The sequence below is a fragment of the Fictibacillus halophilus genome (assembly GCF_042680145.1).
In the GTDB taxonomy this organism is placed as follows: Bacteria; Bacillota; Bacilli; order Bacillales; family Fictibacillaceae; genus Fictibacillus; species Fictibacillus halophilus_A.
Genome location: NZ_JBHTNQ010000001.1, coordinates 497,192 through 519,048, shown reverse-complemented (window position 1 = coordinate 519,048; position 21,857 = coordinate 497,192). Strand labels below are relative to the sequence as shown.

Below are 21,857 nucleotides of genomic sequence, written 5' to 3'. Positions count from 1 at the left end.
TTATTCTACTCCTAACATTGCCATCTGCTCTTTAGCATACCTTGTTCCAGCGACTTTGTCAGCAGGTACAGCCTTTTCGATTCTTTCGAGGTCTCCGTCAGTAAGCTGTAAGTCTAACGCAAAAAACGCATCTTCTAAATGAGATCGTTTACGCGCCCCGATCAATGGAATGATGTCCTCTCCTTGCGATAGTACCCATGCAATGGCGAGCTGTGCCACTGTTGTCCCCTTTTCTTCAGCAATTTCACGCAATGCTTCAACAAGTGTTAAGTTTTGATCCAAGTTCTCACCCATAAAGCGCGGTGCAAATGAACGGAAATCGATTTGTGTTTGACGTTCTTTCGTCCATTTACCGCTTAAAAGTCCTCTCGATAATACTCCGTAAGCAGATAGTGAGATACCTAATTCACGAAGTGTTGGAAGAATTTCCGCTTCAATTCCACGGCTGAATAAGGAATATTCGATTTGCAGCCAGCTGATTGGATGAACGGCATGTGCTTTTCGTACTGTTTCAGCGTTCGCTTCAGAAAGACCAATATGCTTAACATACCCTTGTTTTACTAAGTCAGCCATTGCTCCAATCGTTTCTTCGATCGGTACATTTGGATCAACCCGGGCTGGCTGATAAAGATCGATGTAGTCCGTTCCTAAACGCTGAAGTGTATAAGCAAGTGCATTTTTTATCGCTTGAGGTCTGTTATCCATTCCAATCCAACCACCATCCGGGGATCTTAATACACCTGTCTTTACAGCGATAAATGCATTTTCTCTCTTCGTTCCTTGCAACGCTTCTTTTAATAAAAGTTCGTTGTGCCCTACACCGTAAAAATCACCTGTGTCAAAAAGAGTGACTCCTTTTTCGAGTGCTTCGTGAATTGTTGCGATGCTTTCCATTCTGTCCGCGCTGCCGTAAAGATCAGACATTCCCATGCAGCCTAAACCAATTGATGATACTTCAGAACCGCTGTTTCCCAATTTTCTTGTATTCATAATATTCTCCTCCGCTTTTATCATAATAAATCCATATTATCATCTATAATGACAAATGACAATTATTTAATTTTGTCATTTGTTACTAATAAAAAATCGTATGAAAGAATTCCTTCCTTCATACGATCTCTTTTATCCTATAGTTTTTGGTTTAATACATATTGTACGTATCGTTCAGCACTTTCTTGTACTTGTTCTTCTGATAGGAATCTCACCCCATGCACTGTAAACGGTGTGATGTAACGAGTTCCAATCAGGTTGCTTGTTGCTTGAAGTGGACGCAGCAATTCGCTGATCGTATAGTTGTTGTATCCACCTGCAACATATGAAGTATCTGGACCTGCAGCAGAAAGTGCGATTAATAGCTGTTTACCATGTAAGTTATCTCCTCCAGTACCATATGCCCAGCCATATGTCAGTACTTCATCCATCCATTTTTTTAATAGAGATGGCGTACTGTACCAATAAAGCGGAAATTGGAATACGATTCTGTCATGAGCCAGTAAAAGTTCCTGTTCTTTTTGAACATCCAGCTTTTCATCTGGGTAAACTTCATATAAACGGTGAACAGTTACATCATGCTTTTCCATTTCCTCTGCCCATGCTTTATTGATTACAGATTGTTCGATGTTTGGATGTACTACAATAACTAACGTTTTCATTTCTTAGGTCTCCTCTTTATGTTTATATTTTTTGTTGTTTGTACAAGCAACTATTGTGGGTATAAAAAATCCTAAGCAAGGACGAGCCCTAACAAAGGATTCATTTTTTTACTTTTCTAGCGTATTTCCAGCCTCACGGATAAGGATCGTCAGTTCTTTTCCAGCATCTTCACCGAGTACAGCAGAATAGTTTCGATATAGATCTTTCCACGCTTCTTTAATTTCTTCCTGCGTGTTTTCCCCTGCTTCAGTCGGGAAAATGAAAGATCGCTTCCCTTCTGCTTTCCGCTCGAGTAAGCCTTTGATAACAAGCTTATCTATGAATCGAGTAATAGTAGAAGGCATCATGTGCAGTTCTTCAGCTAACTCAGATTGTGAAATACCAGGCTTATTATTCACTAACATGAGCAAGAAGGCATGCGTTGGAGATAAACCCGTCTTTTTGAACGATTCCTCTGCCATTCTAGTAATCGCACGTGAAAGCTTATTAACTGTAAAATAAAGACAGTTATCTAAAATGCAGTTGTCTAAATTGTTATCGGCCATTAAAAACACCCTTTATTTTTGCTTGTACATACAAATTACATTAGCTTTTGAATTTTGTCAATTTCTTTTACTTAACCTTACTCCCATTAAAAAAACACTCCGATAGTGTATATCGAAGTGTTGATAATCCATTATACTTTTGGTGATAATTGCCCTTGAGTTGCCATAAACTCTTCAATCACTTCTGTATCACGCATGATATCTTTAGAAAGATTTTCGTAACCGTCTTCTGTCACTAAAATATCATCCTCAATTCGGATTCCAATCGATTCTTCTTCAATGTATAATCCTGGCTCGATTGTGATTACCATTCCTGGCTCAAGCACGCGGTCTTTGTACGACCCAACATCATGCGTATCTAGTCCAAGGAAATGCCCTACACTATGATAATAGTAATTGGAGATTTCTGAGTCCTCTTGAATCAAGCCGATTTTTCTGCACTCTTCGGATAAAACCTTTTTTGCATGCTTATCGAGTTCCGCATAAGGAAGGCCCGGTTTGATCATTGCTGTCGTTTCTTTTAGCGCTTTTAACACGATGTCATAAAGCTCTTTCTGACGGTCTGTAAACTTCCCATTTACCGGGAACGTGTAGCTGATGTCGGCATTGTAATAGTCTTTTTGTGCACCAAGATCCAGCAGAACGAGATCACCGTCGTTCGTTTGCGCATTATTGTGCTCATAGTGCAGCACCGTTGCATTTTTGCCGCTTGCCGTAATGGTTTTGAACGCATAATCCCGGATGCCATTGGATTTTAATGTGAAATCAAAATGTGCTTCTAGCTGATATTCCATCATCCCAGGTTTAGCGTTCTTCAAAATATTATAGATTCCCTCTTTTGTTATTGCGATTGCTTCTTTAATCTTCTGGATCTCTTCTGTTGTTTTGAAGACACGCAGTTCACAAATCTCAGGATAGATATTTCTGATCGTAACGTGCGGATAATGCTCACGAATGTGTTTTGCAAAAAGAGAAGTGCTCGTTGGCGCACCTGACCAGCCGCGGCGTTCTAAATCTAAACACACTTGCTTGGCTTGATTCGTAAAGAAGTTTCCTGCTACAAAGGATTCGAAGCTATCTACGTACTTAATGTCATTGATTCCGGAGATGTTTTCAGCTTCTTCTTTTGAAACTGTTTTACCGATCCACTTCTCCATTACAGGATCCGCTTTTTCGATAAAAAGAGTTTCCTCAAACTTTTGGCCGTTCTTCTTCATCAATAGAATCACGTTTGGCTCGTTAATACCTGTTAAGTAATAAAAGTTGCGATTCGGTACGAACGAATAGTGCTCATCCGCTGATTTCTGAGGTGCTTTTCCTGCAAAAAGAATTGTGAGTGATTCATCTGGAAGCAATTCCTTCAATCTGCTGCGATTTCTTTCAAAAAAATAGGACTCCATATAGATCCTCCTCATTTGTGTATGTTTTAAAACCGACTGATTAGTTTATTTATGTAATTATATTATAAATAGTTTAGCAAATTAATGACAGATATTTTTTTGAATTTTTTGATACTTGACTCCCAATAAAAGGTAAAATATGCGATGGATATTAGTTTTTATGTGATGGACCTCTATATTTATGTGATTATGACACTTTTTTATGTGGTTATCCAAGCTCTTGCCAGCTTCATTTATCCTTCATTTATCCTCTGCATCTCTTAAAAAAGCTAACCACTTCATAAAATGGTTAGCTTCAGTCTGTTTATGCTTCCTGTTCGAACAACTGAACGAGTTCGACGATGACTTGAGTCGCTTTGATCATGTTGTCTACCGAGATGTATTCGTGTCTGCCATGATAGTTCTCCCCGCCTGTGAAGATATTCGGTGTCGGCAGTCCCATATAGGATAACTGAGAACCGTCAGTTCCTCCGCGGATCGGTTTAACGATTGGCTCTATTTCTAAGTTTTTCATCGCTTTGTAAGCGAGGTCTACGATTTCTTTAACAGGTTCGATCTTCTCTCTCATGTTGTAATACGTATCTTCCATCTTCAGCTGAATATTGTCTTTGCCGTATTTTTCTCTAAGTTCATCAACGATCGCTTGCATCGTTGATTTTCTTTTCGCAAAAAGCTCTTTATCATGATCACGGATGATGTAATCCATCTCGGTCATTTCAACGTCGCCTTTTAATCCAAGCAGATGGTAAAAACCTTCATATCCTTCTGTGTATTCAGGCGCTTCTTCTGCAGGAAGTTTATTATGAAGCTCCATGGCAATTTTAGCAGAGTTAATCATCTTTCCTTTTGCAGAACCTGGGTGAATGTTCTTGCCTAGAATTCTAATCTTCGCATCTGCCGCATTAAAACTTTCATATTCCAGCTCGCCAAGAGGTCCTCCGTCCATCGTATAAGCAAATTTAGCACCGAATGCTGCAACATCGAACTTATGCGGACCGCGGCCGATCTCCTCATCGGGTGTGAATGCCACTCTGATCTTGCCGTGATTGATTTCTTGATGATCGATCAAATATTTCATGGCAGTCATGATCTCTGCGATACCTGCTTTGTTGTCAGCACCGAGCAGCGTTGTTCCGTCTGTTGTAATTAGCGTATGACCTTTGTAATCTTTTAAACTAGGAAAGTCTTTTGGTGATAGTTCGATATGTAAGTCTTTGTTTAATATGATTGTTTCACCGTCATAGTTTTCAACAATCTGAGGCTTGACGTTCGTTCCTGTAAAATCTGTTGCCGTATCAACATGCGCCAAGAAACCGATGACCGGCACTTCTTTTTCCGTATTAGATGGAAGTGTTGCCATCACGTAGCCGTTATCGTCAATCGCCGCTTCTTCCATTCCGATTTGCTTCAATTCTTCAACGAGCATATTTGCCAATGTCATCTGGCCCGGTGTAGAAGGAGTAGTTTCGCTGCCATAGTCTGATTGTGTGTCGACTTTTACATAAGAAGTAAATCTATCAATTATTTCTTGTTTCAATTTTCAATCAACTCCTCTTATTTTGTTTTATCATAGCATGTTTTGTTAATGGTTACCTATTCAGAAAAACCCCAGCAGATAGTTAACCCATTGAAATAATGTTCAGATTTCAACAGTTAATTTCATTAAATGTATGCATATATTTATAGTTGAGGGGGGCACACCTATGTACAATACTTTATTGTTTTGTGATCCTGGAATTGATGATTCACTCGCGATTATGTATGCATTGCTAGACCCTGATATTAATGTTGTAGGCATTGTTTCAAGTTATGGAAACGTGCCTCAGCAGCAAGCGACACAGAATATCGCGTATCTCTTGAAGCTTGCGAACCGTCAGGACATCCCGATCATTACTGGGGCAAGAAGTCCTTTTAGCGGAGAGATAGCGGTTTATTATCCTGAAATTCATGGGGAAGAAGGTCTTGGTCCTATCCGGCCGCCTGATACGATTCAACGAGAAATTCTTAATTTTGATGAGATCTTTAAAATTATAAAAAAATATGAAAACAACCTTGTAGTGGTGGATGTTGGAAGGTCCACCTCTTTAGCTACCGCCTTTATATTGGGTGGTGATGAGCAGATGAGCAAGGTTTCAGCTTTTTATATTATGGGAGGTGCGTTTCTTGTTCCTGGGAATGTCACCCCGCTTGCGGAAGCAAATTTTCATGGCGATTCGATCGCATCAAATCTAGTACTCAATAAAGCTAGAAACGTCTATATCTTTCCATTGAATGTGACAAACTATGCCCTCATAAAACCTGAAACAATCAATCAAATATCTTCAGCAAACTATAATTCTTTTTCACCTTTAATAAAGCCGATCTTTGATTTCTATAACGAAGCGTATAAAAAGCTGGTACCCGGAATTGAAGGAAGTCCTATACACGATGTTTTGCCATTATTTGCGCTGAACAATCCGGATAAAATGGTTTATGTGGACAGAAAAGCATCGGTTTCTACTAACATGGATCAAACAAAAGGCGAAAGTAAAGCAGACTTTAGACCAAGAGCTCCTCAAGAAGGACCTCCTGATGCTGTTGATCACATCGCAAATTGGTTTGACTATAACGCTTTTTTACAAGATTTTATAAAAATCATGACCACCAGAGGCAATCGTATATTTCACAAAAAATCTTCATCCGTCTAAACAACTTGTCCCCTCCCGCATATGATATAGTACCAGCGCTAAAGTTAAGGTGCTGTGACAATAGCGGGGGTGATTTTAATGGGTTGTTGGAATAAATGTCGGGACAAATGCGAGTCTTCTTCTTCTAGTTACATCTATCTAAAATGCAAAAAATGCAGAAAAAAGAAAAAGAAGTGCGGCTGCAAAGACAAACACTGATTTTAAATCATAAAAAGAAGGAGTCCTTAAAGGGGCTCCTCCTTTTCGCTATTTCTTTTTCTTCTTTACGTTTGATATGACAAGACTAAACACAATTCCAATTCCGATGCCAATGGCAATGTTATCAAGTGCCAGTCCGACCGAAACACCAATTGCAATACCGATTGCCAACCCGCTGTTTGAGAGATTATATGTTTTTTTTTAAAAAAAATTGACCACCATTTTTATTCATCGTTCTATTCTTGCGGATACGTATTTTGTAAAAAGGCAACTGATTGATTGATCAATTCTTTTAACACTTCGACATCAACATCAGCTATTTTATTTATGTATACACAAGCTGCTCCGGTCGTATGCTTGCCAAACTTGTTCAGTAATTCTTCCCGGTTCGGGTCTCCCGGTGCAAAATAGAGACTGATCTTCGCTTTGCGCGGCGAAAAACCAACTAGTGGTGCATCCCCTTCGTGACCAGTTTTGTACTTATAGTGATACGATCCGAACCCGATAATGCTCGGTCCCCACATCTTTGCCTCAAAACCAGTAGTTTCGGTGAAAATATCTAATAGTTTATAAGCATCCTCACGTTTTTTCGGATTATCTACGTTTTCAATAAACTCGATTACACTGTTATCGTTTACTTTTGTTTTCAGTTCGTACATATTTCCTCTCCTTTACCGTTATTTTGGTCTAGGATAAGTCTTCTACATGTAAATTCTTTCTCCTTTTAAAAGTTTGCCTTAATAACGTACAGTTTCGAACCTCGAAACTGGTCATTCCACGGTACACCCAGGGGTATATTCAGCTAACATGTGGCTTGAATCCAAAAGTTTTAGGTAGGAATCCACAAGTTTCGGACCTCAATCCACGAGTTCAACCCTTGAATCCAAAAATTTTGTTCACTTATCGACGAGATGTCATTTCCCGACAATTTCCGCCCTTTTCACACATCTCCCCAACGAAAAAACAGGCGGAATCAACATCCGCCTGATCGCAAAACAGCTAGCACTTATTACAAACGACGAAATTGCTGTACGGGAAGAACAATGCTGGATCTGCCTGCTCAAGACCTGCTTCTTGGAAATTAAATACACTTCCTCCAATAACCGAAATCTCAGCCAACCCGCATAGTACTGTACTTCCGTCCGAACTAACGTTGAAATCACCTTTTGCCGTTACGCGATAAACTGCATTACTTTCATCTTTTCCTAATCCCAAACCACGAGGAATATTTCTCTCAATTCGTGTACACGTATGGGGCTTTAAAGTGAAGTATCCTAATTTAATTTCTTTTTCTTCAATGTTTTTATATACATTTAAGGAACCACTCACAGGTTCTCTTGGTTCTAGACATACACCCAGTGTTACTTTTACTTTGAGATATTTGTCCGTCGGATTTTTCAAGATGATGATGATTCGATCGTTTTCCCTGCCTCCTTGAAGCTCTGAATCTACTTCTTCCGGAACAAGAAACGGACCTGTGGTGATTTTTACTTTACTGCCATTATGTTTATCCTTGGATTTAGATTTATCTTTCGATTCACTCATTTAGAGCCCTCCTAATTTTCTGTTCTCCACTGTCATTAAACCTCAACATATTAAATGCAGTACTCTGCAAAAAGGAATGGGCACTTAGGTAATTTTGTGGTTTTTAATCTGAGGAGTGGCTATGGACTTGGCAAGAACATATACATATGTAAGTACGTATGAATGAGGTGATACATATGAGGATTGGGGTAAATTTGCTCACTCTTTCCCAAGATAGATATGGAGGGGTTGAGCATTATGTTAAACATTTAATCGAGCATCTAAAAAAAGCAGATGAAAACGTAAAATTATTTTTGTTTCTTACAAAACCAAGCAGGGATATCTTCCCTGATTTTCAAAATCGCATTAAAAAAGTCATGTTGAAGGAATCTAAAATTCAAACTGAAGTTCACAGCCGAATTCAAGAAAACCAGATTGATGTTTGGTTTTCACCGGTCCACAAATCGTATATTCCAAATATCCAGGTGCCTTCTGTAGCGACCATTCATGACGTTCTCCATACACGCTACCCGCAATTTGTACCAGGTGAACTGCACGAAAACAACCGTTATTATGAAAAGTTCGCTCCATCCTTCGATGCCGTTTTAACGGTTTCTGAGTTCTCGAAAAAAGCTATATCCAGACACCTTCATATCCCTGAAGATAAAATTACGGCTATCTATCCTGATGCACCTGAAGCTTTCCATCTTTACAGAGATCAGTATCCAAATAACAGGATAATTGCACAGCTGGAAAGTGGATTCGCTCTTTATCCAGCGAGCTATAATCCGCATAAAAATCACCTTAATCTCTTGAAAGCTATCATTTTTCTTCGGAATCACTATAAAAAGCGTTTCCCCCTTGTTCTTACAGGTTTTGCATCGAAAGAAAACCGGACGTATAAGGCTGTCTTAACATTTTTAGAACATCATTCACTCCAGGATCAGGTAAAAATTCTCGGGTATGTTCCAACAGAAGCTATGCCTGATTTGTATGCCAACGCGTCGTTCCTTGTCTTCCCATCCCTTTATGAAGGTTTTGGCATTCCTTTGGTCGAGGCGATGAAATCAAAATGTCCGATCATCTGTTCAGACCGAGCAAGTATTCCAGAAGTTACAGGTGATGCAGCTCTTCATTTCAATCCCGAAAACCCAGAAGACATAGCAAATAAGATGTTGAAACTCCTTCATCCAGAAACAAGGAATGCTCTTATCAGTAAAGGAATGGTCCGGTCAAAGATTTTCTCATGGGATAATTGCGCCAAAGAAACACTCGCTGTGTTTCAGCAAGTTATTAAGAGGAATGATAAGCGGTGAAAAGAATGCTAGTATTAAATCATTTCCCAACCGTATATCCTCCGACCAGCGGGGGCACTTTACGCTATTTTCATATTTATCAGGAGCTCAGCAGCTATTACGATGTTACTCTTCTTTCCCAAACCTTTGGCCATAAAGGAGGTTTGTTTATATATTCTCCTACCTATAGAGAATATAAAGTTGAGAAGGATTCCTTTTATCATGAAGTGGTGGAAAAACTGCAGCACAACGAATTATCCTATGAATTCGGCTTACTCATACAGACTGAACTTTCCAATTATCCTACTCTATTAAAAAAACAGTTTGACTCTCTCTATGATTCTGCCCATCTAATCGTTCACGAATCCCCTTATTTGCTTCAATATGATCAGTATTTTGGTAAGGATCGTAAACTCAGAATCTATAACAGTCATAATCACGAATACAAGCTCGCAGATCAGATTTGGAAAAACAATCTGGCTAGAGACTACCTTCCTATGCTTTTTAACTTGGAAAAAAAGCTAGTAAGAGGTGCGGACCTCGTTTTCTCAACCTCAGAGGACGATAGTAATAGTTTGATAACGATGTACAATCCAAACTCTTCTAAAATTATGGTGGCACCTAATGGTATTCATCCATCTGAATGGCTTCCAAGAATACAGTCATCTAACGAAAAGCACACCGCTGTTTTTATTGGCGCAGATTATCCGCCTAACATTGAATCAGTGGATTATATCATTAATCATCTAGCTGACAGCTGTCCCGAAATTGAATTTGTTGTCGCTGGAGGATGCTGTACTCCGTTTGCAAATTCTAGTAAACCTAATGTGAAACTCTTGGGAAGAGTGCGCCACAAACATAAATTAAGGTTATTGGCAGAAGCTGACCTTGCCATTAATCCTATGTTCACGGGTGCTGGCGTTAATCTGAAGACATTGGAGTTTTTATCTGCAGGACTTCCGTTATTCTCAACGGAATTCGGTGTAAGAGGATTAAATCTGATCCCTATGAAACACTACATTCATGCTGAAAAAAATAACTTCGCTGATACACTAAAGCGATACACAACTGATAAAAACGTTTTACATGGAGTTTCCTTAAATGGGCAAAAATATATAAACAATCATTTTTCATGGAAAAGCATCGCCAAACAAATGAACTTTGAACTAAAAAAATTAATGTCCCATTAACCTCTCGATAGCTTTTATCATAGCCTTACCTGCTTTTTCCCATGTCATTTTCAGCATATCTTGTCTGCCTTGTGCCCCTTTTTGTTTACACAGTCTCGGATTCAAAAAGGCATACCTCATCTGCTGCTTCAGATGCTCAATATCCGCTTCTGCCCATAGCTGACCTTTCTCAGCAAAGCTAGGATAAGTTGTGGATATCGCATTTTCATTGTGCATGCTGATCGAAGGACTCTGCAGTTTATATTTCACCAAAAAGGAATTCTTTTCATTTAAGAAATCCATCTGTCCGCCCCACCCTGTTGCGATCACTGGCAACCCGCTCGATAATGCCTCTATAAAAGGCAGACCAACGCCTTCACCTCTTGTGGGAAGTACAAACGCATCGCCTCCGGTATAAAGTCCTCTTAATTGTTTTTCCTCGCAGATCCCTGTCATTACATAAAAAGGCGCTGTATTTTCACCATACCCAAGCTTTCTTTTATAATTCATAATGGCACTCCTGATCTCTTTACGCGAACTGCCATATGTTTTGATGACAAGCAGGACTTGGTCATCTGAGGTGAACGCTTCCCAGTAAGCACGCAATAGACTTTCCGGATTTTTTCGGTGCTGAAAATCAAAGACTGAAACAAAAACAAACCTTCCCTCTCCTTCAGGAAACGTTATTCGCGGATTGGCAGGATGATACATGGTCGTATCCGCCCCGTGAGGAACCAGGAAAATCGGGATAGAAACGCCGCTGTTTTTCAGTGCCTTTATATTATGGGTACACGGTACACATACGGCGTCAAATGTTCGAATGATCGCATTCCAAGATTCAGGGATTTTATTCGTTTCCCAGACAGTATTTAATAAGCAGTACTCATACTGCTCTCTTTCTTTTTTATCAATAAAAGCTGGAGGAGAATGATAGATTAAGATCTTCGGTTTATCGTTTGATGCAGGTTTTTCTATGAGCTGCTGCAGCCTCTCTTTTTTCTCTCGATTCTCTATAGTAAAAGGGAAATTCCACGTATACGTTTCAATTTTCACGTTAACGCCTTGCCTGTCTAAAGCCAGTGCATATTCCCTGCTTGCTGTTCCGTACCCTGTTGCATCTAGTACAGGTCCACGCCAAATCACTTGATAGTCTTTCATATTAATCTCCTTTTTCATTCGAGAATGAGAGACTTAAAATCTTCTGTATGACAAACGATAGATGATTTTCTTTTCAGTGCGGCATTATTGACATTCCATGTATGATGACCTGACCGGAAAGTGCGTATGCATACGTAATTTCTTTTATCTGCCGAATACAATTTCAAATTATTCTTTACACACTGCTTCAAAAAAACAGTATCTTCTCCAAGGTTCAGAGCAGGAAAATGGATGTTCTCACAGATTTTTTTATTAAAAAACAGAGTAGCTCCTTTCAGACCTTGTCTCACAAACATCTTCTCTCTGCTCGGACTATTAATAGCAAGCAATTTTTCATCTTCAAAGTACATGTAGACTGTTCGTTTCCCAATTACATCCGCTTTTGTTTCTTGCAAAGTATCCCAGGATTGCTGAAGATAATGTGGTGCGTAATAATCGTCGTCATCAAACTTTGCAATATAAGGATAGATGGCTTTTTGAATAGCAGCATTTAAACATTCACCGAGCGTCGTTTCTCCAGGGAGCTGATACACGGATACGTTTTTGAATGATCTTGCCCTTGCTTTCCATTTGGCTAAATGTAAATGATCATTATTTAATATAATGATCATTTCTTTTTCTGACATAAGCTGATTTTCGTAATTCCGAAAAACGTTCTCCATAAATTGTTCTCTCATTGTGCAGCAGATGATTGAGACCATGATCCTCTCCACCTTACGTACATTGTTGAAGTGCCTCATCCCATGAATACGTAATACGCAGTATATCGTTCTCGTTAATCTCAGCTCCAATCTGAACTTCAATAAACTTAAGAGGAGTTAACGCTTTAATTGAATGTTTAATACCTAAAGAAATTTGAATGACGTCCCCCGCTTTAATTGAGTGGAGCTGACCGTTTACAATCACTTCACCTGAACCTGAAAGGATGGTCCAGATCTCCTGTCTATTATGATGTACATGTAAACTAATATTACAGTTCGGCAGTACGTTTACAAATTTTGTAACGGACTGCTGTTCATCAGCCGCGTCTATCTTTTCTAAAACTTTATAGCTGCCCCATCGTTTTTCCACAAAGCGGGGCATTTCTTTTGTATGCTGCAGCTTTACTTCTGCACATCTGCTTTTATCCACTACAAGTATTCCATCAGCGCCAGCCACAATCATGCTATCTGAAATTCCTATCACGTGAACAGGCTGCGATAATTCGTTTACAACATGTGTATTGATTGAGTCGTCCGAGAGCATGCCCCGACCTGTAACCGTTGAAGACATATGTTCACTTATCTTCTTCCACGTACCAATATCTTTCCACTGTCCGCTATAAGGTACGACGATTGAACGCTTGCTATGCTCAGCTACTGCCACATCAAAGCTTAATTTGGGAAGATTTTTATATACGCTAAGCAGCTCATCGTATTGTGTTGGAATTCCTTTTTCCTTTTGCAACTGAAGCATAAAGCTCATATTGAAACCATAAACTCCACAATTCCAAAGAGCTTTTTTCTTTATTAGTTCAGCCGCTTTTTTCATATTCGGCTTTTCAATAAAATGAGTGACCTGAAAATAGTCATTGGACTGTTCTTTGATGTTCGGAACGATATACCCGAGTTGATCGGAAGGAAATTCAGGTTCAACTCCAATGTGCGCAAGTTCAGCCAAGGATTTCGCGAGGATAGAAGGCATCTTATTAATAAGGTGGAAAAAGGATAGGTCCGCAAATGCATCAACGGGGAGAACACAAATCGTTTCATCGAGTCCTGCTTCTTCTTTTGAGTGAAGATAAGCAACAGCTAATGATACAGCTGAAAAGGTACCTTTTTGGCTTGGTTCACTGATGATTGGCATTGGTGCTGCCACCTGGTTTTGAATTAAGTCTTGCTGACCTTGACTCGTAATAATATAAGTGTTTGAAAAAAGACCAGCTTCTTCTAATTGTCTGCATACACGCTGCAGCATGGATTCATTCCTGTTATTCTCTATGCTTAGCAGTTTTAAAAATTGCTTAGCCCTGATCTGATTCGATAACGGCCAAAGTCTTCTTCCGGCACCACCTGATAAAAGAAGAATTTTCATATCAATCCTCCATTGTGTAAAACGGCCTTTGCTATTCTATGAAGATCCATAAGATGATATGCGGTTCTCTAACAACAACCTAAGAACCGACGATTTAAAAAAGAAGATGATTTCTTCTTTTTTCGTTATGATAAAAAGGTAATGAGTAACGAGGATGGGGTGGGCTAGTGAAAGTAGTCATATTAGATGATTGGGAAAAAAGTTTTGCGAAAAATCCAGAAATAGAGCGATTGCGGCAGCACTTTCAAGTTGAGATCTATCACGATAAACCCTCTCATGATGTTCTTCTAAGCCGTATCGAGCATGCAGATGTCATTTTACCGATAAGAGAACGTACGAGGTTTTCTAAAGAAGTGCTCCAGCAACTAAAAAATATTAAGCTTATTGCACAAACAGGTGCTGGTCTTGCTCATATTGATATGGACGAGGCGAACCGGCTGAACATACCTGTAGCCACCACTCCTGGGGGATCTGCCGCTGTTGTGGAATTAATAATCGGCATGATGATCACTCACTCTCGCAATCTTTTGTCATTACATATGCAGATGAAACAAGGACAATGGGCGGAATCATCCGGTTTAGGACTTGAAAACAAAACGGTGGGTATTATCGGTCTTGGTAAAATTGGTTCAGGTGTCGCAAAAATCGCGAGAGCCTTCAATATGAATACAATCGCCTGGGGACCCCGATTAACTGAAGAACGTGCACGAGCTCAGGGTGTTGAATTCAGTGAACTGGAGGATTTGCTGCAGAGATCTCATTTTGTAATGATTACGGTGAGGCTCGTTCCAGAAACAAAACACTTACTTTCAGAAAAACATTTTAAACTTATGAGAAAAGATACTTTCCTTATTAACACGTCCCGGGGAGAAGTAGTGGATGAAGCTGCACTTGTAAGAGCATTAGAAGAGAATTGGATCGGCGGAGCTGGCCTCGATGTATTTAATCATGAGCCAATCGATCAGAATCACCCGCTCTTGAAGCTGAATAACGTAATCTTAACGCCGCATATCGGATGGAAGACAGATAATATGTTTCATCAGTTTTTATCTGTAAGCATCGATAACATCCTTTCTTTTTTAATCGAAGGTAAGCCAGAGCGGATCGTGAATCTTGAAAAAATACATATAAATAAGCCCACCGTTTAATCGGCGGGCTCTCTCTTTCTTTAAAACAGCTTTTGCAGTTCGTTTATTCCGAGGTACGCAAACATAAGGAGGCATCCGATCAAGACTGCGTTCGTCACCCATTTGTTGCGGTACTCCGCGTCCACTTTTTTCGAGTTTAATAAAATGATCAGTGAGATAGCTAAAAATGGCATGAACAATGCTCCGAGAACTCCATAGATGATAATGAGCTGCACTGGTTTCCCCAAAAAGAAAATGAGCATCGGTGGAAATGTCAGCCAAGCGAGATACGCACGGTAAGACTTATCTTTTTCCGAAACAGGTTTAACTTTATGCAAGTCTTCTTTTTTTGTCCGGATCGTTCTTAAGAAGTCTGCGAACAAGTAAGGCACACCGTTCCATACTCCTAGAAGTGAAGTAAAAGCTGCCGACCAAAAAGCAATCAGGAAAAGCCACCGCAATGGCGTTCCGAATTCCTGCCCCAATAATCCGGCAAGGTCCAATAAACCTTGGTCCCCTTCCAGTTTCACATCTGTTCCAAATAAGAATTTAGCACCGATCACAAGTGCTGCCATCGTAAAAATTCCCGTGATCACATAAGCTGCTTTCGAATCCAGCCTCATGATTGGAACAAAAGCCTTTCCTTTCCAGTCCTTTTCCTTCAGCCAGTACCCATAGGACGCCATTGTGATCGTTCCGCCTACACCTCCAATTAATCCTAAAGCGAGCATGAGTGATCCATCAGGCATTCGAGGTACAAAACCTCCTGCAAACTCCCCGATTGAAGGTAAAAAGAGGAGAGATGTTCCGATAATCGTGATAAACATAACGCCAATTAGGACAGTCATGATTCGTTCAAACAGCAAATAACGGCCCGTCCACACAAGAGCGAATCCAACCAGTGAGTGTACGATGGCCCATGCCCAGATCGGCATGATCGGCAGCATAGCGTGCATGCCTAATCCGCAAGTCATCGCTGCGGTTGCTCCATAAATATAACCCCAGATAACAGAGTAGACGCCAAAATAACTCGTTGCCCATTTTCCGAGGGAATGCCAGCCTTGCAGGATCGTTTGTCCTGTTGCGAGGTACCAGCGTCCAACACCTTCATTTAAGTAATATTTTAAAATAGATCCAATAATAATAGCCCATACGAAGGTCATGCCAAACGAGGTACCGATTACTATGGCAGTAATCATATCAGCTGTCCCCACTCCAGTAGCAGCAACAACAAATCCCGGGCCAATCATTTTCAGCTTTTGTCCTATTGTCTGTGGCGGCAATGGACTAGTGTTCGCTGTTGCGTGATGCAGATCATGATTCAAAGATGATTCACTTTTCATGTCTATTCCTCCTTTTGCTCCAATATCAGAAAACGTTTTCAAAATAGTATTTACCCATTATGACATAGTTCAGAAAATTTACTCAACTATAAGTTTAAATTTTTGATAGAAAATAAAAAAGCCCGTGAAAATAATCACAGGCTTTCTAATCTCAATTCAATTGTATTAAAACGTATGTGCTGCGTCTTTTGCTCTGGCAATGGCATTTTCCTTTATTTCACTTGCTTTGTCAGGCATTGCAGCATGTCCTTCAACAAAAATCCCTTCGAAGGAAGGGACCCCGAAAAATTGCATGATGATTCTCAGATAACGATGTCCCATTTCCATTCCTGCTGCAGCCCCTTCAGAATAAAAGCCTCCGCGGGCTTGAATGTGCATAGCCTTTTTATCTGTTAAAAGACCCACAGGACCTTGCTCTGTGTATTTAAATGTTTTTCCGGCAACGGCTACTGAATCAATATATGCTTTCATTACTGGCGGAAACGAAAAATTCCACAATGGCGTAACAAACACATATTTATCTGCTGAAACGAATTGATCACACAACTCTGTGAGTCTTCCTACTTTGGCTTTTTCTTCTGAAGACAGTTCTTCAAACCCTTTACCTGATTGAAGTTTGCCCCATCCACTAAAGACATCCACATCGATTTGAGGAACATCTTCCTTATACAGGTCGACATTCACAATCTCATGATCCGGATTTATTATTTTGTATTCTTCGATAAATACTTTTCCTACAGCCATGCTGTACGACATTGTATCATCATGCGGATGTGCTGTTATGTACAAAACTTTTGTCATATGTTGAACCTGACCTTTCTATTTATTCATTTGCTTCATGTAAGTATGGATTCCCGCGGATCTTTGCTCTTATTTCATCAGTTATTTCAAACGGCTCAGATATCACTTCCGCTTCCACCTCATTGGTTCCATGTAAACTTCCGTCATAATGAATAGGTTTGTTATCCATTTCATCACTCACCTCCCCTCTCTAGTTTAAACCATAATTTTACATATATTCACTTACAATTTATTACAAAAAGGCTACCTGCTTTAACAGATAGCCATAGCCATGTTATTTAATTATTAACGTCCGCCAAGAGCTTGTGCTACAAGACGCTTAGTGATTTCACCACCTACAGATCCGTTTGCACGAGATGTAGAGTCTGGTCCAAGGTTTACACCGAACTCAGAAGCGATTTCATACTTCATTTGGTCAACAGCTTGTTGAGCACCAGGTACTGCTAATTGGTTGTTTCTAGCCATTATTTTCACCTCCTTTTAATTATTAAACTTATAATTCCACTTCGAATTTTTCTTATACGCTTTTGATATAGGTAGTATTTGTTAAGAGAAATAAAAAAGAACGATTGAAAACAATCGTCCCTGTGAAACTAATGGCAAACCTCAAATATTCACACTTGTATTTTTTCCTAATATTTAACTATTATTCTGGCCAATTTCTTAGTAAATAGTCAGTTCATCCATACCGTAAAGTTTTCAAAACCTGATTTCTTTACTGTTTTTGGTGTTAAATCTGGATACCCAATATAGATAAAACCAGCCATTTCCCCTTTTGGTGTCAAACCGAAGAATTCCTTTATTTTATCATGATAGGTTACAGCACCCGTTCTCCAGATTGCGCCAAATCCCAATGAGTGTGATGCAAGCAGCATGTTTTGGATCGCACTGCATACAGCTGCGTATTCTTCCTTCATGATAACGTTTTTCTTATCGCCCGGTTCCACCCCCACAGCAATGATGACCGGTGCTCTTAAAGGATTATTCCTTGCTTTTTCCGCTTTGCGTTCTAACTCATCAGCATTTAAATCAGCATAATCCTTTCGTGTAGTTTCCTCTAAAACAGCTCCTAATCTCTTTCGGCTATCTCCGCTTATAACAAAAAAGCGCCAAGGTTCTGTCCTGTAATGGTTTGGTGCATATGTTCCTGCTTCAAGAATTTTTTCAATGCAGTCAGAAGGAACTGGGTCATCTTTTACTTTTCCGATGCTCCTTCGTGTTTTAATCGCATCTAACACATCCATCTCAAACACTCCCCTCCTTATTACAGATATTCTTACTTTTTGGTATATAGAATGACAAAAATATGCTGTAATCACCATTTCTGTTTAACCATCATAAAATTAATGTAAGGAATTCTAACATCAATGTGATATAATAAATAACAATATTCTGAAAATCATTTATTTGTTAGCTTTCTTTCATACTTTAAATGGAGGTTACTATATGTCTGTTGATAAAACATCCTATAAAGACAAAAAAGTCATGTCCATCGGTATCATCAGTGAGCTGACAGGTTTGTCAGAGAGGAAGATTCGTTATTATGAGGAAAGAAAGCTGATCTTCCCTGAGCGCACCGGACGCGGGACTCGAAAATATTCCTTCTCTGACGTGGAAATATTGATGGAAATTGCAAACCAGATAGAAGATGGTGTACAAACCTTTGAGATAAAAAAAGAAATGACGAAAAGACAGCAGCGGGAAGAACGAAACAAAATGATCCGTGGACAGATCAATGCACAGTTTAATATAAGAAACTAAAACAGCTGGCTCCCCACTTTAGGTTGCCAGCTGTCTTATCTTGAAAGCTTTTCATATACATCACGTAAGGTTTTAATCCCTTGCTGCTGTATTCTCGTTACATATATACTCCAAAGTTCAGCAGTCATCTTTGCATCTCCTAATGCATGATGCCGGTCTTTTACAGGGATACCGCAATGTTCACAGCAATCTTCCAAACGTATTAAGTTTGAATCGGGATCTGCAATTTTCAATATAAAAGACGTATCCACGATTCTGTGTTTGAAATGAGTTCGGAAAAGCTTCCAGTTAAAATGCTGCAGAAAGCTTTTTTCATGGCTCGCATGGTGTGCTACAAGGACATCTCCTTTTACAAATTCATAAAAGTCGATAAGTACTTTCGATAACTCTGGAGCTCCTTCAAAATCTTCTTCCTTTAATCCTGTCAGCTGTTTGATATCAGGAGTAAGTTCCATGCTGCATTTTGCAAGTGAATAAAAACACTCTTCATGCTGCACTTCGTCACCTTTTACTTTTACTGCTCCAATCGATAGGATTTCATTGCCCTGATCAGGAAAGAAACCCGTTGTTTCGAGATCGAACACTACGACATTCAATTCGTTCAGCGGAACCTCCAGACTTTCTTCTACTTTCACTTCTTTTTGCAGCTGTCTTAAAAAAGCGATGTGCTGGGCACTGGACTGTCCTTGCATCGACGCATAGACACTCGAATTGATCTTGCCTTGCATTTGTTTCATAAACTGAATGAGCGGATTAATTCTCACCTTCTCATCAACCCTTTGATGACTGACTGTGTGTAATCCTGCAGCTTCTGTCCATCCTTTAGAATCTGCTTCATTTCTTTTCTTTCATTTTTGTCTAATTCTTTTACATCAAGATAATGTATATCATCATAGTCCTCAGTCATTTTTTTATGATACATAAACCTGTAATGAAGCAGCTTCTCAAAATCACTTTTATAATTTTGCAGTTCGTGGCTATATTTCGGAATCTGGGATAATGCTTCAATCCTCGACAGCGTCGAAGCTGCCTCAACGCTTTCTTTCATGGCTAATAATCGAACAGCATTCACATAAGGAAGGAATCCAGATTGTTTGATATCAATGCTTCCGGCATGAGAACCATGTGTTTCCGGCAAAAACTGCTGAAAGAAACCGACTGCCTTTTTTGTATGGATCGTATTTTCTAAAAAACGTTCTAACAGATCTGGTTTTTCCTTGATGGCGTCGTGTATGTGCTTCTTCAAACGGAAGATGTATTCTTCATCCCCTTGGAGCACCCTCGCATCATAAAAGATCAGCAGATAACGAATACTGTCAAAGCTTTCTTCATTCAGCCATTTTGCAAGCTGGTCATTCCAGCTCACTTTCGATCGGCACCAAACTGGATTAGAACTCATCACATTTCCATCACAATACGGATAGCCTGCTTCATATAAGCCAAAGGCTAATTCTTTCCCAAGTTTTTTAAAGTATCGGCCGCTCTCCTCGTTCTCTTCCTCATAAACGATTCCGTGATCCTGATCACTAATGATTGCCTGTTCAAACCTGCCTGCACTACCCATGACAAACCAGGCATAATGACATGGCGGAGGTCCTGCTTCTTCGCTCACTTTGTTCAGAGCCGTTTCAAAAACCTGCTTCATGATTAAATCATGAAACGCATTTAGATCATATGAACTTTCTTGTTTTTCAATTTCGCTGTCGCGCCATTGTTTTATTTTTATATATGACATCAATAACACATCCAATTGTGTAAAAGCATTGAGGAAATTCCCCAATGCATTCACCACTTAATTAATTTGCAATTCTATTCTTTTCTTCATTTGCGATAAACGCTTCTGGATATCCGTAGTTGCCGTGCTCACTTACGTCTAGACCGATGATTTCTTCTTCCTCACTCACTCGCAATCCTTTCATGACTTTTTTCATGATATATAAAATAGCGAATGAGACGGCGAAAGCATAGATTGCGGAAACAGAAACACCCATAGCCTGCACACCAAGCTGAGAGAATCCTCCTCCATAAAATAATCCAGGCTGACCAACTGATGCGAGTTCTGGTGTTGCGAATAGACCCGTTGATAACGTGCCCCAAACTCCTGCTGCACCATGAACAGACAATGCGTAAATCGGATCATCTATCTTTAATTTATCGAAGAACTTTACACTATAGAATACTAAGATCCCTGCTACAAACCCGATTACAACCGATGCCCACGTTTCAACGAAAGCGCAAGATGCCGTGATGGCAACAAGACCTGCTAGTGCACCGTTTAAAATGGTTGGTATATCTGATTTCCCAAGAACTATCCATGAAATAATGAGAGCAGCTACTGCCCCGGCACCAGCAGCAATATTTGTGTTAAGTGCAACGAATCCAAAAAAACCATCATCTACAACAAACGTGCTGCCGCCGTTGAAGCCAAACCAACCGACCCATAACACGATAACTCCCAGCGCCGTATAGACTTGATTGTGGCCAAAGATGTTATTGGCTGTCCCGTTTTTATTGAACTTACCGATTCTCGGTTTTAGTAAAATTGTTGCAGCGAACGCAGCCATTGCACCTGTTAAGTGAACAACTGTCGAACCGGCGAAATCCTGCTTCCCATGTTCAGCTAACCATCCGCCACCCCAGATCCAATGTGCAACAACTGGATAAACAAGTACAGAAAAGAGTATTGCGAATACGAGATATGCAGATAACTTTGCACGCTCTGCAAAACCGCCGAACGCAATGGTTAATGAGATGCCAGCAAAAGCTAGCTGAAAAAGGAAGAAAGCAGCTGTTGAATAAGGCATGTCGCCTGCTTGTTCACCTGAATAGAAAAAGTCTGACAGACCGATAAAGAAATTTGAGTTTCCGCCAAATATAAAGCCATAACCTACTGCCCAGAACACAATCGATGCCAATCCAAACGTAAAGACCGTTTTCCCGGCAATGTGACCGGCATTTTTCATTCTTGTCGAGCCTGCTTCAAGTAAAATAAATCCACCTTGCATCAAAATAACAAGCAGTGCACCAAGTACTAACCAGACACTGTTTAAAGAAAATATGATTTCTTCCATTTTGAACGCCCCCTGTATGTGATATTTCTTTCATTCTATACAGTTCTGGCGC

24 protein-coding genes are annotated in these 21,857 nt (G+C 39.9%); 5 read left to right on the top strand and 19 right to left on the bottom strand.

Annotation, left to right across the window (positions count from 1 at the left end):
• The 5 genes from ACFQ4X_RS02650 to pepT all read right to left on the bottom strand — a co-directional run bounded on the left by ACFQ4X_RS02650 (position 1) and on the right by pepT (position 5,135).
• Positions 1-990 (bottom strand): aldo/keto reductase, encoded by a 990-nt coding sequence (locus tag ACFQ4X_RS02650; RefSeq protein ID WP_379833015.1) that lies wholly within the window; start codon positions 988-990, stop codon positions 1-3.
• Positions 991-1,127: 137 nt separating this feature from the next.
• On the bottom strand, positions 1,128-1,652 hold the full coding sequence (locus tag ACFQ4X_RS02645; RefSeq protein ID WP_379833014.1) for an NAD(P)H-dependent oxidoreductase: 525 nt from the start codon (positions 1,650-1,652) through the stop codon (positions 1,128-1,130).
• A gap of 108 nt (positions 1,653-1,760) precedes the next feature.
• Positions 1,761-2,198, bottom strand: coding sequence for a MarR family winged helix-turn-helix transcriptional regulator (locus tag ACFQ4X_RS02640; RefSeq protein WP_379833013.1), 438 nt, complete (start codon positions 2,196-2,198; stop codon positions 1,761-1,763).
• Positions 2,199-2,329: 131 nt separating this feature from the next.
• Complete coding sequence (locus ACFQ4X_RS02635) at positions 2,330-3,598, bottom strand: aminopeptidase P family protein (RefSeq protein ID WP_379833012.1); 1,269 nt, start codon at positions 3,596-3,598, stop codon at positions 2,330-2,332.
• Positions 3,599-3,902: 304 nt separating this feature from the next.
• Positions 3,903-5,135 (bottom strand): peptidase T, encoded by a 1,233-nt coding sequence (gene pepT / locus ACFQ4X_RS02630; protein WP_379833011.1) that lies wholly within the window; start codon positions 5,133-5,135, stop codon positions 3,903-3,905.
• A gap of 166 nt (positions 5,136-5,301) precedes the next feature.
• Here pepT and ACFQ4X_RS02625 point away from each other — a divergent pair, with 166 nt between their 5' ends.
• Positions 5,302-6,285 (top strand): nucleoside hydrolase, encoded by a 984-nt coding sequence (locus ACFQ4X_RS02625; protein ID WP_379833010.1) that lies wholly within the window; start codon positions 5,302-5,304, stop codon positions 6,283-6,285.
• A 246-nt stretch (positions 6,286-6,531) separates the two neighbouring features.
• Here ACFQ4X_RS02625 and ACFQ4X_RS02620 read toward each other — a convergent pair whose 3' ends face one another.
• From ACFQ4X_RS02620 to ACFQ4X_RS02610, 3 genes are all read right to left on the bottom strand, one after another.
• A complete protein-coding gene (locus tag ACFQ4X_RS02620) occupies positions 6,532-6,654 on the bottom strand; it encodes a hypothetical protein (protein ID WP_379833009.1) in 123 nt (40 codons plus the stop codon).
• 65 nt (positions 6,655-6,719) lie between these two features.
• A complete protein-coding gene (locus tag ACFQ4X_RS02615; RefSeq protein ID WP_379833008.1) occupies positions 6,720-7,142 on the bottom strand; it encodes a DUF1801 domain-containing protein in 423 nt (140 codons plus the stop codon).
• Positions 7,143-7,482: 340 nt separating this feature from the next.
• Entirely contained in the window at positions 7,483-8,028 is a 546-nt protein-coding gene (locus ACFQ4X_RS02610; protein ID WP_379833007.1) for a hypothetical protein, read from the bottom strand.
• A 176-nt stretch (positions 8,029-8,204) separates the two neighbouring features.
• Between ACFQ4X_RS02610 and ACFQ4X_RS02605 the strand changes: the two genes are divergently transcribed.
• Positions 8,205-9,323, top strand: coding sequence for a glycosyltransferase family 4 protein (locus ACFQ4X_RS02605; RefSeq protein WP_379833006.1), 1,119 nt, complete (start codon positions 8,205-8,207; stop codon positions 9,321-9,323).
• Positions 9,324-9,328: 5 nt separating this feature from the next.
• Positions 9,329-10,492 carry a glycosyltransferase family 4 protein gene (locus ACFQ4X_RS02600; protein WP_379837004.1) on the top strand — a complete coding sequence of 388 codons (1,164 nt, stop codon included), beginning with the start codon at positions 9,329-9,331 and terminating at the stop codon, positions 10,490-10,492.
• Here ACFQ4X_RS02600 and ACFQ4X_RS02595 read toward each other — a convergent pair.
• Genes ACFQ4X_RS02595 through ACFQ4X_RS02585 form a run of 3 tightly spaced genes read right to left on the bottom strand, consistent with a single transcriptional unit; the run spans position 10,478 to position 13,702 of the window.
• Entirely contained in the window at positions 10,478-11,629 is a 1,152-nt protein-coding gene (locus tag ACFQ4X_RS02595) for a glycosyltransferase (protein WP_379833005.1), read from the bottom strand. The genes ACFQ4X_RS02600 and ACFQ4X_RS02595 overlap by 15 nt on opposite strands.
• Positions 11,630-11,643: 14 nt before the next feature.
• Positions 11,644-12,330 (bottom strand): glycosyltransferase family 2 protein, encoded by a 687-nt coding sequence (locus tag ACFQ4X_RS02590; protein ID WP_379833004.1) that lies wholly within the window; start codon positions 12,328-12,330, stop codon positions 11,644-11,646.
• Positions 12,331-12,343: 13 nt separating this feature from the next.
• Positions 12,344-13,702 carry a sugar phosphate nucleotidyltransferase gene (locus ACFQ4X_RS02585; protein ID WP_379833003.1) on the bottom strand — a complete coding sequence of 453 codons (1,359 nt, stop codon included), beginning with the start codon at positions 13,700-13,702 and terminating at the stop codon, positions 12,344-12,346.
• Positions 13,703-13,869: 167 nt separating this feature from the next.
• Here ACFQ4X_RS02585 and ACFQ4X_RS02580 point away from each other — a divergent pair, with 167 nt between their 5' ends.
• Complete coding sequence (locus ACFQ4X_RS02580; protein ID WP_379833002.1) at positions 13,870-14,850, top strand: D-2-hydroxyacid dehydrogenase family protein; 981 nt, start codon at positions 13,870-13,872, stop codon at positions 14,848-14,850.
• Between the two features lie 20 nt (positions 14,851-14,870).
• Here ACFQ4X_RS02580 and ACFQ4X_RS02575 read toward each other — a convergent pair whose 3' ends face one another.
• The 5 genes from ACFQ4X_RS02575 to ACFQ4X_RS02555 all read right to left on the bottom strand — a co-directional run bounded on the left by ACFQ4X_RS02575 (position 14,871) and on the right by ACFQ4X_RS02555 (position 18,217).
• A complete protein-coding gene (locus ACFQ4X_RS02575; RefSeq protein WP_379833001.1) occupies positions 14,871-16,172 on the bottom strand; it encodes an Nramp family divalent metal transporter in 1,302 nt (433 codons plus the stop codon).
• Between the two features lie 165 nt (positions 16,173-16,337).
• Positions 16,338-16,973: an FMN-dependent NADH-azoreductase gene (locus tag ACFQ4X_RS02570; RefSeq protein ID WP_379833000.1), complete on the bottom strand. Its 636-nt coding sequence runs from the start codon at positions 16,971-16,973 to the stop codon at positions 16,338-16,340.
• Positions 16,974-16,995: 22 nt separating this feature from the next.
• Positions 16,996-17,142: a hypothetical protein gene (locus ACFQ4X_RS02565; protein ID WP_379832999.1), complete on the bottom strand. Its 147-nt coding sequence runs from the start codon at positions 17,140-17,142 to the stop codon at positions 16,996-16,998.
• Between the two features lie 116 nt (positions 17,143-17,258).
• Positions 17,259-17,438, bottom strand: coding sequence for a small, acid-soluble spore protein, alpha/beta type (locus ACFQ4X_RS02560; protein ID WP_379832998.1), 180 nt, complete (start codon positions 17,436-17,438; stop codon positions 17,259-17,261).
• A 209-nt stretch (positions 17,439-17,647) separates the two neighbouring features.
• Positions 17,648-18,217: a nitroreductase family protein gene (locus ACFQ4X_RS02555; protein ID WP_379832997.1), complete on the bottom strand. Its 570-nt coding sequence runs from the start codon at positions 18,215-18,217 to the stop codon at positions 17,648-17,650.
• Between the two features lie 202 nt (positions 18,218-18,419).
• Here ACFQ4X_RS02555 and ACFQ4X_RS02550 point away from each other — a divergent pair, with 202 nt between their 5' ends.
• Entirely contained in the window at positions 18,420-18,734 is a 315-nt protein-coding gene (locus ACFQ4X_RS02550) for a MerR family transcriptional regulator (protein WP_066287352.1), read from the top strand.
• 35 nt (positions 18,735-18,769) lie between these two features.
• Here the strand turns inward: ACFQ4X_RS02550 and ACFQ4X_RS02545 are convergent, their stop codons facing one another.
• From ACFQ4X_RS02545 to ACFQ4X_RS02535, 3 genes are all read right to left on the bottom strand, one after another.
• Positions 18,770-19,498 (bottom strand): exonuclease domain-containing protein, encoded by a 729-nt coding sequence (locus tag ACFQ4X_RS02545; RefSeq protein WP_379832996.1) that lies wholly within the window; start codon positions 19,496-19,498, stop codon positions 18,770-18,772.
• Entirely contained in the window at positions 19,495-20,469 is a 975-nt protein-coding gene (locus tag ACFQ4X_RS02540) for a DUF294 nucleotidyltransferase-like domain-containing protein (protein WP_379832995.1), read from the bottom strand. Before ACFQ4X_RS02540 ends, ACFQ4X_RS02545 begins: the two co-directional genes overlap by 4 nt.
• 61 nt (positions 20,470-20,530) lie before the next feature.
• Positions 20,531-21,805, bottom strand: a complete 1,275-nt coding sequence (locus ACFQ4X_RS02535; protein WP_379832994.1) for an ammonium transporter — start codon at positions 21,803-21,805, stop codon at positions 20,531-20,533.
• Between the last annotated feature and the right edge of the window lie 52 nt (positions 21,806-21,857).